At 65.8% G+C, this 11,707-nt stretch carries 12 protein-coding genes; 4 read left to right on the forward strand and 8 right to left on the reverse strand.

What is annotated here, in order from left to right; genetic code table 11:
• Positions 1 to 29: 29 nt before the first annotated feature.
• A complete protein-coding gene (locus tag KVF90_RS12580; RefSeq protein ID WP_264391921.1) occupies positions 30 to 1,415 on the reverse strand; it encodes a cryptochrome/photolyase family protein in 1,386 nt (461 codons plus the stop codon).
• Between the two features lie 126 nt (positions 1,416 to 1,541).
• Positions 1,542 to 2,531, reverse strand: a complete 990-nt coding sequence (locus KVF90_RS12585; protein ID WP_264391922.1) for a metal-dependent hydrolase — start codon at positions 2,529 to 2,531, stop codon at positions 1,542 to 1,544.
• 108 nt (positions 2,532 to 2,639) lie between these two features.
• Between KVF90_RS12585 and KVF90_RS12590 the strand changes: the two genes are divergently transcribed.
• Together KVF90_RS12590 and KVF90_RS12595 are read left to right on the forward strand one after the other, a co-directional pair.
• Positions 2,640 to 3,590: an alpha/beta hydrolase gene (locus KVF90_RS12590; protein WP_264391923.1), complete on the forward strand. Its 951-nt coding sequence runs from the start codon at positions 2,640 to 2,642 to the stop codon at positions 3,588 to 3,590.
• Positions 3,587 to 4,066, forward strand: a complete 480-nt coding sequence (locus KVF90_RS12595; protein WP_264391924.1) for an RNA pyrophosphohydrolase — start codon at positions 3,587 to 3,589, stop codon at positions 4,064 to 4,066. The genes KVF90_RS12590 and KVF90_RS12595 overlap by 4 nt, the downstream gene beginning before the upstream one ends.
• On the opposite strand, the gene KVF90_RS12600 is transcribed toward KVF90_RS12595, so the two are convergent.
• From KVF90_RS12600 to KVF90_RS12625, 6 genes are all read right to left on the reverse strand, one after another.
• On the reverse strand, positions 4,063 to 4,554 hold the full coding sequence (locus tag KVF90_RS12600; protein WP_264391925.1) for a DUF1851 domain-containing protein: 492 nt from the start codon (positions 4,552 to 4,554) through the stop codon (positions 4,063 to 4,065). The genes KVF90_RS12595 and KVF90_RS12600 overlap by 4 nt on opposite strands.
• Positions 4,555 to 4,631: 77 nt before the next feature.
• Complete coding sequence (locus tag KVF90_RS12605; protein ID WP_264391926.1) at positions 4,632 to 5,129, reverse strand: tetratricopeptide repeat protein; 498 nt, start codon at positions 5,127 to 5,129, stop codon at positions 4,632 to 4,634.
• Positions 5,130 to 5,191: 62 nt separating this feature from the next.
• The gene (locus KVF90_RS12610; RefSeq protein ID WP_264391927.1) at positions 5,192 to 6,370 is read right to left on the reverse strand and encodes an RsmB/NOP family class I SAM-dependent RNA methyltransferase; all 1,179 of its coding nucleotides are present in this window, start codon (positions 6,368 to 6,370) and stop codon (positions 5,192 to 5,194) included.
• A 9-nt stretch (positions 6,371 to 6,379) separates the two neighbouring features.
• Positions 6,380 to 7,834, reverse strand: coding sequence for an IMP dehydrogenase (gene guaB, locus KVF90_RS12615; RefSeq protein ID WP_264391928.1), 1,455 nt, complete (start codon positions 7,832 to 7,834; stop codon positions 6,380 to 6,382).
• Positions 7,835 to 7,919: 85 nt separating this feature from the next.
• On the reverse strand, positions 7,920 to 9,428 hold the full coding sequence (locus tag KVF90_RS12620; protein WP_264391929.1) for a M28 family peptidase: 1,509 nt from the start codon (positions 9,426 to 9,428) through the stop codon (positions 7,920 to 7,922).
• Positions 9,425 to 10,186, reverse strand: coding sequence for a 3-hydroxybutyrate dehydrogenase (locus KVF90_RS12625; RefSeq protein ID WP_264391930.1), 762 nt, complete (start codon positions 10,184 to 10,186; stop codon positions 9,425 to 9,427). Before KVF90_RS12625 ends, KVF90_RS12620 begins: the two co-directional genes overlap by 4 nt.
• Positions 10,187 to 10,282: 96 nt before the next feature.
• Here KVF90_RS12625 and KVF90_RS12630 point away from each other — a divergent pair, with 96 nt between their 5' ends.
• Positions 10,283 to 11,173, forward strand: a complete 891-nt coding sequence (locus KVF90_RS12630; RefSeq protein WP_264391931.1) for a neutral zinc metallopeptidase — start codon at positions 10,283 to 10,285, stop codon at positions 11,171 to 11,173.
• Between the two features lie 5 nt (positions 11,174 to 11,178).
• Positions 11,179 to 11,682 carry a hypothetical protein gene (locus KVF90_RS12635; RefSeq protein WP_264391932.1) on the forward strand — a complete coding sequence of 168 codons (504 nt, stop codon included), beginning with the start codon at positions 11,179 to 11,181 and terminating at the stop codon, positions 11,680 to 11,682.
• Positions 11,683 to 11,707 lie beyond the last annotated feature (25 nt).

Raw genomic sequence — 11,707 nt, forward strand, 5'->3', positions numbered from 1 at the left:
AGGCGCGCGCGGGGCTGGCGGGCAAGCCCCTATCCCTGCTTGATCATTTTCAGCGCCGCCAGCGCCCGCTCGCGCGCTTCGCGGTGGGGAATAATCTTGCGCGGGTAGCCTGTGGGCCTGCGCCCGAATTCCTCGGGATCGTGGATGTAAGGCTCCTCCATTCGCGCCAGTTCGGGCACATAGGTGCGAATATAGCGCGCCGCATCGAACTTCTCGGACTGGCTGAGCGGCGCCATGATCCGGCTGAACATGTTGCTGTCCACCCCCGTCCCCGCGGTCCACTGCCAGTTGGTGGCGTTCGACGCATAGTCGGCATCGCACAGCGTATCCCAGAACCACTTTTCGCCCTCGCGCCAGTCGATCAGCAGATGCTTGATGAGGAAGCTGGCGGTGATCATGCGCACGCGGTTGTGCATCCAGCCGGTCTGCCACAGCTGGCGCATCCCGGCATCGACGATCGGGTAGCCGGTGCGGCCCTCCTGCCATGCCTTCAGGTCGCGCGCGGCGGCAGGGTCATTCGCGGGATCGCGCCACGGGAAGCGGTCGAAATCCTCGCGGTAGTTTTTTGAAGCGTAGGCGGGGAATTGCAGGATCGCGTTCTGCGAGTAGTCGCGCCAGATCAGCTCGCCTTCGTAGGTTTCCCAGCCCTTGGATTGGTGATGCTTTAGCGCGTGCCAGATTTGCACCGGCGAAATCTCGCCGAAATGGAGGTGAGGCGAGAGGCGCGAGACCTTGTCGACACTCGGCAGGTTGCGCTTGTCGTCATAACCGTCAACGTCCGCTTCCCACGCGGCGAGGCGCGCGTGGGCGGCGTCTTCGCCGACTCGCCAGAAGTCGCGCATCCCGGCCGACCAATCGGGCTTGGTGGGGAGCAGGTTCCATGACGCGAGGGCATCGGATGCGGGCCAGCTTGCAGGCGCATCGAGCCGTTCGGGCGCAGGCAATTCATCGCGCGGCGGGAATGCGGCGCGGACAGCGCGGCTGAACGGGGTGTAGATCTTGTACTGCCCGCCGGTGCCGCTGGTGATGCTGCCCGGCGGCATCAGGTAGTTGCCGTGGTGAAGTTGCAGGTCGAGCGACTTTGCCAGCTTGCGTTCGGCATTGAGCCACCACGGTTCGTAGTGGTTGTTAGCGTGGATGGTTGCCGCGCCGACCTCTGCCGCAAGGCTGGTCAACACCTCCACCGCATCCCCGCGCCGCAGGATCAGCTTGCTGCCCTTGGCTTCGAGGCTCTTGCCGAGGCTCTTCAGCGAATGATGCAGCCACCAGCGCGATGCGCCGCCATAGGCGTGGTGCTTCGGGCTCTCGTCGTCGAGGACGTAGAGCGCAACGACCGGGCCCGCCTTGGCCGCGTGATAGAGCGCAGGATTGTCGGCAAGGCGCAGGTCTCGGCGGAGCCATACGATTTGGGTCATTGGTTTCTCTGAGTTCGCGTTTCCCCAACAACGCCGTCATGCTGAACTTGTTTCAGCATCCATCGCGCAATTGCAAACGCGGTGTGGGATGAGGAATGGATCCTGAAACAAGTTCAGGATGACGAATTAAGGCAGTTCCTCACACTTCACATCGGGCAGCGCGAGGCTGAACCTGTCCTCCACGCGCGGATCGGTGAAGCGCGCATCGCGCAGCACTACCGAGCCATCAGCCGCGCGGGTCGCAAAGGGCGCGCGCGACCAGAACAGGAAGGCGTCGAGCTGGGAGTTGGTGCGGCGCGCGGCGGCCAAATTGGGAAGCGCGCAGATGTTTTCTGACACTGCACGCGCATAGCAATCGTCGTAGCTGTAGCACTCCTCCTTGAGCCAAATTCCTTCCGATCCGACGAGCACCTCGCGCTCCCAAAACTGCAAAGGCATCGGGCTAGCAATTACCTTCGCCGTCGTCTGCGTCTCGAGATTATCGCCACTTACCCTTACCTTGCCAAATTCCATTTGCGCGATCAGGCGCCCCTCGCCTTCCTGCTGTGCGCTGATCCATCCGTTCACCCCGATGTAAGCCAGCACCGCCGCCACCCCGACCTGCCCCGCACGCGCCCACTCCGCCCCCGCCTTCTCCCGCCGACGCGACCACCACACGCTCGCAATCAGCAGCGCCCAAAGCCAAGGGTCGATGATGAACAGCGTATCGCCGTAGAACCATTGCGAGGAAAATGGCTCCAACAAGCGGATGCCGTAGACGTTGAGCCAGTCGAAGAACGGGTGGCTCAGACACCCGACAAACGCCATCGCATAGAGCCAGCCAAACCGCACCGGCAGCCGTCCCTCGGGCCGCGTTCCGCGCCGCGTCTGCCACCGGTCGAAGGCCCACAGCAGCCCCGCCAGCACCAAAGGCAACAATACCAGCGCTGGCGGTCCGTGGGTGATGCCTCTGCGGAAGGCGAGATGCTCGGTGCCGTGCAGCCAGAAGAAGCATGCCGCATCCACATCGGGCAGGTTCGCGCCGATGATCAGCGCCGGCATGGCGAGGCCGGTGGTGCGCTTCAGCCCCGCCTGCCCCAGCACCGCGCCGACAAGGCTATGTGTCAGATTGTCCATATGTTCACTGGCTAGCGCGCCTCCCGCGATCAAGCGAGTGGAAATGCGCTTGGAAGTTTGGGCCACCCTCGCCTATCGCACGCGGCAAAGACACGGGAGAGAACCACGATGACCGACGCGCCCTTTATCCGCCCCGACATGAAGGCGTTCCTCGACATGATGGCGCAGGTGAACGGGCCGAAGCTGGTCGACATGACGCTTGAAGAGGCGCGCGATTCCTACATCAAGATGCACGGCATCGCCGACCGCCCGGCCCGCGCGCTGCCGGTAATCCGCGACCTTGCCTGCCCCGGTCCGGCAGGCGACATTCCGCTGAGGCTCTACGACGCGCGCGAGACCCGCGACGCGGCCTCGCCGGTGGTGATGTTCTACCATGGCGGCGGCTTCGTGATCGGCGATCTCGACACGCACCATGCGATGTGCACCGAAATCGCCGCGCTGATCGACCTGCCGCTGGTCGCCGTCCACTATGCCCTCGCGCCCGAGGCCCCCTTCCCCGCCGCGATCCTCGATTGCGAGGCGGCGACGCGGTGGGTGGCTGGCAGCCCGGCTGAACTGGGCCGGACCGCAAACGGCATCATCACCATCGGTGACAGCGCGGGCGGCAATGCCACCGTGGTCGTCGGGCAATTGCTGGGTGCGAACCCCGCTGCCGTGCCGGTGGTGCTGCAAGTGCCGATCTTCCCGCTGGTCGCTGATGCCAACGGTTCGGCGAGCATGGCGGCATTCTCCGAAGGCTTCCTGCTGACCGCCGACACGATGGGCTTCTTCGACGCAGCCTACGGCGCAGACCGCAGCGACCCGCGCGGCTTCCCGATCCTGGGCGACCACTCCGCCGCCCCGCCCACCATCGTCGTCACCGCCAGCCTCGATCCGATCCGCGATTCGGGCCGCGCCTATGCCAGGGCACTGGTCGATGCCGGGCGCGATTGCGTGTTCATCGAGATGCGCGGCGTAACGCACTCCTTCACCAACCTGCGCGGCGCGGTGCCGAGCACGCAACGCGACCTTGAACGCATCATGGCAGCGATGCGCTTCATGCTGGAGAACCCCGCGTGAGCTTCGATCACCTCCCCTATCGCCGCTGCGCCGGTTTCATGCTGGTCAACGCCGAGGGCCTCGTCTTCGTCGGCCAGCGCATCGATCCGACCGCGCACGGCTTCTGGCAGATGCCGCAGGGCGGGATCGACAAGGGCGAAGACACGCGCACCGCCGCCCTGCGCGAACTGGAAGAAGAAACCGGCATTGGCGCGCATCTGGTCGAGGTGATTGCGCCTGCCTCCAAGCCCCTGCTCTACGACCTGCCGCCCGAACTGGTCGGCAAGGTGTGGAAGGGCAAATATCGCGGGCAGGAACAGCACTGGTTCCTCGGCCGCTTTCTGGGCGAGGATGCGGACATCAATCTCGAAGCCCACGACCCGGCCGAATTCAACGAATGGCGCTGGGTAGAGCCCGCGACGCTGCCCGAGGTGATCATACCCTTCAAACGGGCGGTTTACGAGGCAGTGCTGGCAGAGTTCAAACGGTTCATTTAGGCGCTACGCGATCTCAATTGGGAGATAACTTGGGAGAGGATCGACCAGTAGACCTCCATGTCGCTCAGCTCGAGGTTTTCGAGGTCATCCACTCCGCCGAGGAACAGGGGCTTGCGGTAGCCGATGCACTGCCCCGGCCCAGGCGCAGCCCCGCCCGCCTCGCGCCAATCGCGATAAAAGCTAAGCGCCAGTGCAGGCTCGGCCAATTGAAGTAGCTCGTGATCGTCGAAGGCCCCGGCATCACACGGGATTTGCAGCGCTTCGGCCGTGCCGGGTTCCAGCATCAGCACCTCGCCCCCCCGCCCACTGTCAGCGGCAAACACGCGGCCCAGCCAGTCGCAGCCAAAAATCGTGATGCGTTCGGCAAGGTCGGGGAAGGCGGCGACCACATCATCTGCGATAGTCGCAGCCTCGACCGCCGTAAAGCGCCGGTATGCACCCAATGCGATCAGATCATCGCGCGTTGGACTTTCAGGCCAGTCAATCATCAACGCCCCTGATTCTAGTTGTTTCTTGAGCTAAATCGACAGCAAGCTCTATCGCGAGAGGCGATGGGCTTAAAACCTCAGTTCGACGCGGTCGAATCGCCCTTGCTTTCGACCGCCAACCGCGCCGGAACTCCGCGCGCGATGGAGGTCTGCAACGCGACCGTTTCAGGGCAATTGTCACCGCACAGCGATTGCAGCTTTGCCAGGTTGCGCTTGGCTTTCTCCAGAGCGCCCTTCTCCACCAGCGCGGCACCCTCGCCAGAAATCGCGGCGAAGTTGCCCGGATCACGCTCCAGCGCCTCGCGGTAATAGCGGATCGCCTTGCCTTGCAGGCCCTGCTGGCGCGAAGCCTCGGCAAGGTCGATGAAGATCGGCGTGTAACCCGGATCGACTGCCAGCGCGGCTTCGAACGCGTCAATCGCGGCCTGCGATTCGCCCGCTGCCAGCGATGCCTGCCCCTGAGCGATCAGCGCTGCCGCGCGCGGATCGGGCGCGCCGGTGTCACCTGCGCTCGATATACTGGCCGTCATGGCCAGACACAGCGAAAGGGCGGCAGCAGCAGGCGCAAAACGCATCAGAAGCTCCTTCAGTGCTTGAGACCGGGAACCGGATGGCTGGGTCATAGCACTGGATGCTATCATGGTGAACGCAGGCACGCGATGAAAAAACCATCCGTGCCGTCGTGGAGCGGATCGAGGCGGGTTCCCGCCCCGCGTGGCCGACCCAGCGGGAGCGCCAGAGCCTCGCTCGACCAGCCCGGATGCCGTTCAAGAAATGCTCCGATCCGGTCCGGTCCCTCGGCATCCAGCACCGAGCAGGTGACGAACGCGATCGTCCCGCCGGAGCGGACGAGATGCGCGGCAATATCGAGCACATGGTCCTGCAACGCATTGAGGCGCGCGAGTTCGGCAGGGTCGAGCCGCCAGCGCCCCTCCGGGCTCCGCCGCCAGGTACCGCTGCCCGAACAGGGCGCATCGACCAGCACGTGGTCCGCCTTGACGACCCAGGGGTGGAGCGTGCGCATTTCGCGGCCCGGATCGAGCAGCACGGTATGATCCACCGCCGCCCCGGCGCGCGCGGCACGCGGCGCAAGGTTGCCGAGACGGCGCTTGTCGGTGTCCGCAGCAATGATGCTCGCCGCGTTACCCAGCCGCGCGGCGAGTGCCAGCGTCTTGCCGCCGCCGCCTGCGCACAGGTCGATAATCGTATCCCCAGCCGAAACCGGCAGCGCCTCGACGATCAGCTGGCTGCCGAGGTCCTGCACCTCGATCAACCCTTCTGCATAGGCCTCCCACTGCTCGACCTGCGTGCCGGATTCGAAGCGCAGGCCCTGCGCAGAGGCCAGCGGCTCGCCCGCTTCGGGCAGCTCCAGCCCCGCACGGTCGGCCTTGAGCGCATTGACCCGCACATCGAGCGGCGCGCGCGCCAGCAGCGCGGCAATCTCGCGCCCCCCAAGGCCCGAGTTGCGCAAGGCCGATGCGAGCCATTTGGGGGCAAGGCCGGTGCTGGCAGCCTCCTCGTTCTCGCCGCGCGGCGCAGGGCCGTGGGGCGATCCATCGAACAGCGCGGCAATCGACTCGTCCTGCCCTGCCACCGCCAGCATCGCGGCGCGGCCGCTGGCGGGCACAGGGCCGCACAGGCGGATTGCGTGATAGACGAGATCGCGCACCGCGCGCCGGTCCTTCGATCCGGCATAGCGGCGGGCGCGGAAATAGTCGGCGATGATCCGGTCGGCAGGCGCGCCCTTGCCGCGCGCCGAAGCAATGATCGTGTCGAGCAGATCGATGGCGGCCTGGACCCGTGCTGAAGGGGTCATGCCACGGCCTTAACGTGTGGGATAATTGGGTGCCTCTCGGGTGATGGCCACATCATGCACGTGGCTTTCGGAAAGGCCGGCATTGGTGATGCGAACGAACTTCGCGCGTTCCTGCAAATCGGTGATCGTGCGCGAGCCGGTATAGCCCATCGCCGCCTTGATCCCGCCGACAAGCTGATGGACGACATCGGAAGCCGGGCCCTTGAACGGCACCTGCCCCTCGATCCCCTCGGGCACCAGCTTCATCGCGCTGACGTCTTGCTGGAAATACCGGTCGGCCGAGCCGCGCGCCATCGCGCCGACCGAGCCCATGCCGCGGTACGCCTTGTAGCTGCGGCCCTGATAGAGGAACACTTCGCCCGGGCTTTCAGTGGTGCCTGCCAGCATCGATCCGATCATCACCGATGATGCACCGGCGGCAAGCGCCTTGGCTGCATCGCCGCTGGTGCGCAGGCCGCCGTCGGCGATCACCGGCACGCCGGACTTGGCCGCTTCGGCTGCGCTTTCCATGATCGCGGTGAGCTGCGGCACGCCAACGCCTGCGACCACGCGGGTGGTGCAGATCGAGCCCGGCCCGATCCCGACCTTGACCGCATCGGCTCCGGCATCGACCAGCGCGCGGGTCGCCTCGGCGGTGGCGACATTGCCTGCCACCACCTGCACCGCATTGGAGAGCTTCTTCACGCGTTCGACCGCGCGGGCGACTTCGATATTGTGGCCGTGCGCGGTGTCGATCACGATCACGTCAACCTCGGCATCGACCAGCGCTTCGGTGCGCGCGAAGCCTGCATCGCCCACCGTCGTCGCTGCCGCAACGCGCAGGCGTCCGGTGCTGTCCTTGGTCGCGTGGGGGTAATTGACCGCCTTCTCGATATCCTTGACCGTGATGAGACCGATGCAATGGAAGGCATCGTCAACCACCAGCAGCTTCTCGATCCGGCGGGCGTGAAGCAGACGGCGCGCTTCTTCCTGCCCGGTGCCGAGCGGCACGGTGGCAAGGTTCTCGGTCGTCATCAGCTCGCGCACTGGCTGCATCGGGTTTTCGGCAAAGCGCACATCGCGGTTGGTGAGGATGCCGCACAGCCGGCCCGCCGCATCCACCACGGGGATGCCGCTGATCCGGTGAAGCTGCATCAAAGTCTGCGCTTCGCCCAGAGTCGCATCGGGGTGGATGGTGATCGGATTGACCACCATCCCGCTTTCGTAACGCTTCACGGCGCGCACTGCGGCGCATTGCGCGTCGATATCAAGATTGCGGTGCAGCACGCCGATGCCGCCCAGCTGCGCCATGGCAATCGCCATGTCAGCCTCGGTCACGGTGTCCATCGCCGAGGACAGCACCGGAATGTTCAGGCTGATGTCGCGCGTCAGCTTGGTCGATGTGTCGGCCATGCTCGGCAGCACGCTGCTTTCCGCGGGGCGGAGCAACACGTCATCGAAGGTAAGGCCGAGCGGGATATCCATGTGCGCCACTTTCTGACAGCTGAGAGAGGGTTCTCCGCTACGGGAGATTCGTGGCGGCCCATGTAACCGCGGTTTGCGCTTCGCGCTAGGGGCCGCCCTCGGCGCGCGGCGGATAGCGCGCGGGATCGGCAATCTGGCGGATCAGGCCCTCGTGCAGCAGCAGATCATCGATCGCTCCGCCAAGCTCGACCTGATCGGCCTCGTCGGACGGCTGATGGTAGCGGGTGGCGAGGAACGGATCGAGCACGCCGTGCGATCCGTAGGTGCTGGACAACAGCACTGTCGGCACCCCCGCCTGCACCAACGCCCAGCCATCCTGTCGCTGGAGGAAACTGTCCGCCAGCGCCTGATCGCCGATCTGCCGGCCGCTGCGGGACACGGCATCCAGCACTGCCGCATCGAGCGCCGCATCGCGCCCGCGGCCGATGAAGCCGACCGGGCTGCCTTCCGGCGCAACCGCCATCATGTCGAGGTTGAAGGCGGCCGCGATGCTCGCCAGCGGCAGCGGCGGGTTCCTGACGAAGGACCGGATACCGAGCAGCCCCGGCTCTTCCGCAGTGGTGGCGAGGAAATAGATGTCCCGGCCCAGCGGCGCGCCTGCCTTCAACCTCCGCCCGAGTTCCAGCATCATCGCAATGCCGCTCGCATTGTCGGCCGCGCCGTTGCAGACCCGGTCGGCATCATCATGCGCGCCGCATTCACCCAGATGATCCCAGTGCGCCAGCAGCAGCACTGCACCTGATCCGGGCGTGCTGCCGGGGATCATGCCGATAACATTCTGGCTGGGAAATTCGCGCCGGTCGGCCGTTGCCTCAAGGCTCACCGAAAGGTTGAGTTCGAGCGGCGCAAAGGAAGCTTCCTCGGCCTCGGCCTTGAGCCCCTTCCAGCGCCGCACCCCGATGACTTCGCCAAAGGCCTTGTCGGTGATGTAGGCGCCCAGATTATCCTGCTGGTCGGCTGCAAGCTGCAACTTGGGGCGGTCTTCGGCGCGGCGCAGTTCGGCCAGTGCATCGGCATCGGGAAGAACCGTCAGCACAGCCGTGGCGCGCTGCCGGAACAGGGCATCGCGGCGGGCGGCATCGCGGCCCGGATCGGCGAGCATCACCGCCACCGCCCCGGCCAGCGCATCGCCCAGCACGGAACCGTCACCATAGCCGACGAAAACCACCGGCACGCCCGTTCCCGGTCCGCCGAAGGCCAGCGCACGGCGCCGCTGCGTGAAAACTGCCGCATCGCTGGCGGGCACCATCACCCGCTTGCGCCCCTGCCCCAATGTGAGCTGCTCGGTCTCCGGCTCGGTCGCCAGCAGATCGACCGGCAGCCGCCAATAGGAACCCGGATCGTTGGTGCCCGAGACGAGCCCGACTTCGCCCATGCGCTTTTCGATGTAGTCGATGCTGGCGCGCGCGCCCTGGGTGCCGGGCTTGCGACCCATCATCTCGTCGGCAGACAGCGCGGCGATATCCGCCGAAAGCCGCGCCGCGACTTCGGAACGGTCGACCACCGGCACGCTTGCGACCGGCGCGCGGGTGCACGCGGTCAGCAGCAGGCTCGCCAGCAGCAGCGTCAGCAGGGATAGCCGGCGCGGGATCATTCGGCGGTCCATCCCCCGTCGATAGAATAGTTCGCTCCGGTGATCCCGCGCGCCGCGTCGCCACACAGGAACAGCGCCATCGCTGCGACATCCTCGGGCAGGACAAAGCTCTTGGTCGGCTGCTTGGCGAGCAGCACGTCGTTCATCACCTGCTCGCGCGTCATGCCGCGCGCGGCCATGGTGTCGGGGATCTGGTTCTCCACCAGCGGGGTCCAGACATAGCCGGGCGAGATGCAGTTCACGGTGATCCCGTGGGTCGCCACTTCGAGTGCAATGGTCTTGGTGAAGCCCGCCAGCCCGTGCTTGGCCGCGACGTAAGCGCTCTTGAAGGGCGAGGCGACCAGCGAATGCGCGCTGGCAGTGTTGATGATCCGCCCCCAGCCCTTCGCCTTCATCCCCGGCACAGCAAGCCGCGTGGTGTGGAAGGCCGCCGTGAGGTTGAGCGCAAGGATCGCGTCCCACTTTTCCGGCGGGAATTCCTCGACCGGGGCAACGTGCTGCATTCCGGCATTATTGACCAGAATGTCGACGGGGCCGACCGCGTCCATCATCGCTGCAATGGCACCCGCGTCCATCAGGTTCGCGCCATTGTAGCTCGCGCCCAGTTCCTCGCACAGCGAGGCGATGGCATCGGGATCGCCCAGCCCGTTGAGAATCACCTCGGCCCCTTCGGCCGCCAGTGCGCGGGCGATTGCCAGACCGATGCCTGACGTCGAGCCGGTGACGAGAGCACGCCGGTCCTTGAGCATTCGCCGCATCTCCTGCACGTATCGCCTATTGGCGTTCGCTTTTGCCGTGCGCATCGCGGCTGTCCAGCAAATTGCTAGTGCAACAGGGGCGAGGGAGAATTTTGCATGCGGTTGGGGCCGTTCGATACGTCGCGGATCAATGTCCGTTCGAGCAATGATGGCGGCGGCGGCGGAGGCATGGGCCGCGCAGGCGGAGTCGGCTGCGGCACGCTGGTGATCGCGCTGATCGGCGCGTTGGTGTTCGGGCTCGACCCGATGCAGACCATCGGCGTGGTCGAAGGCGTGCAGCAGCAGGTAGGTGCGCCCCAAGGCGGCGGCGCCGGCGGCGGGCGGGAGCTCAGCGAGCAGGAGGTCTGCACCAGCAGCGAATACGCGACCGAGGCCTGCAATGCCCTCACCAGTCTGGATGCGACATGGCAGGCAAGCTTCGCACGCGCCGGACGCCCGTTCGAACAGCCGTTCCTCAATCTCTTTCGCAGCGGCGTGGTGCGGACCGAAGGCTGCGGCAGCGCGAGTTCGGCTGTGGGGCCGTTCTACTGCCCTGCCGACAAGGGCATCTATATCGACACCGGTTTCTACGATCAGCTCGCGCAGATGTCAGGCACCGGCGGCGATTTCGCGCGGCTTTACGTGATCGCGCATGAATATGGCCATCACATCCAGAACATCACCGGCCTCGCCAATCAGGTGCGCGCCGCGCAGCAGCGCAACCCCGCCGCCGCCAACCAGCTACAAGTGGCGATGGAGCTTCAAGCAGATTGCTATGCTGGGTTATGGGCAGGCAAGAACCGCGACCTTATCGAACCGGGTGATCTTGAGGAGGGCCTCAAGGCCGCAAGCGCGATTGGTGACGATACGCTCCAGCGCAATGCCGGACAGGCGATCAATCCCGAAGGCTTCACCCACGGCACCAGCCGCCAGCGAATGGCGGCGCTGCGGTTGGGGCTCGACAGCCCAAATGATGCCGCCTGCGACGTTTTCTTTGAAAGAGCCTGACAGACATGAAGCGCCCGACCCTGCTTGCCGCCATTTTCGCTATCGCGTGCACTGCCGGGACAGCCGCCCATGCCCAGGCCATGCCCGAACCTGACGCCACCGAAGTCGCCAAGACCCCGCTGCGCGATCTCAACATCGACGCGCGCGATGTTCCGCCCGTGCTGGCCGCAGCAGCGACTGATCCCTATGCGACCAAGGGTCTCGGCAAGTGCCCCGCGATCGTTGCGGAGATAGCCGCTCTCGATAGCGTGCTGGGCGCGGATTACGACATTGCCGAGGGCGATAGCCGCGACCGGATCAGCGAAGGCCGCATCGGTCAGGCTGTGGTCGGATCGATCCTGCCGTTTCGCGGCATCCTGCGCGAGGTGACCGGCGCGGCCAGCAATGACCGTGAAATGCGCGCGGCCTATACGGCAGGGATGGTGCGGCGCGCCTTCCTGAAAGGCTGGGGCCTGGGGCGCGGCTGCGCTTATCCGGCGCGGCCCAAGATGGCGGCGAGCGGGAAGTAAAGCCCCCCGCCCGCGCGCCCTGCTC

The organism is Porphyrobacter sp. ULC335, assembly GCF_025917005.1.
In the GTDB taxonomy this organism is placed as follows: domain Bacteria; phylum Pseudomonadota; class Alphaproteobacteria; order Sphingomonadales; family Sphingomonadaceae; genus Erythrobacter.

Bases quoted from the DNA above. Each gene is read 5' to 3' on its own strand.
- KVF90_RS12630 (WP_264391931.1), top strand. From the start codon at position 10,283: ATGCGGTTGGGGCCGTTCGATACGTCGCGGATCAATGTCCGTTCGAGC.
- KVF90_RS12625 (WP_264391930.1), bottom strand. From the start codon at position 10,186: ATGCGGCGAATGCTCAAGGACCGGCGTGCTCTCGTCACCGGCTCGACG.
- KVF90_RS12620 (WP_264391929.1), bottom strand. From the start codon at position 9,428: ATGATCCCGCGCCGGCTATCCCTGCTGACGCTGCTGCTGGCGAGCCTG.
- KVF90_RS12590 (WP_264391923.1), top strand. From the start codon at position 2,640: ATGACCGACGCGCCCTTTATCCGCCCCGACATGAAGGCGTTCCTCGAC.
- KVF90_RS12635 (WP_264391932.1), top strand. From the start codon at position 11,179: ATGAAGCGCCCGACCCTGCTTGCCGCCATTTTCGCTATCGCGTGCACT.
- guaB (WP_264391928.1), bottom strand. From the start codon at position 7,834: ATGGATATCCCGCTCGGCCTTACCTTCGATGACGTGTTGCTCCGCCCC.
- KVF90_RS12580 (WP_264391921.1), bottom strand. From the start codon at position 1,415: ATGACCCAAATCGTATGGCTCCGCCGAGACCTGCGCCTTGCCGACAAT.
- KVF90_RS12610 (WP_264391927.1), bottom strand. From the start codon at position 6,370: ATGACCCCTTCAGCACGGGTCCAGGCCGCCATCGATCTGCTCGACACG.
- KVF90_RS12585 (WP_264391922.1), bottom strand. From the start codon at position 2,531: ATGGACAATCTGACACATAGCCTTGTCGGCGCGGTGCTGGGGCAGGCG.
- KVF90_RS12605 (WP_264391926.1), bottom strand. From the start codon at position 5,129: ATGCGTTTTGCGCCTGCTGCTGCCGCCCTTTCGCTGTGTCTGGCCATG.
- KVF90_RS12600 (WP_264391925.1), bottom strand. From the start codon at position 4,554: ATGATTGACTGGCCTGAAAGTCCAACGCGCGATGATCTGATCGCATTG.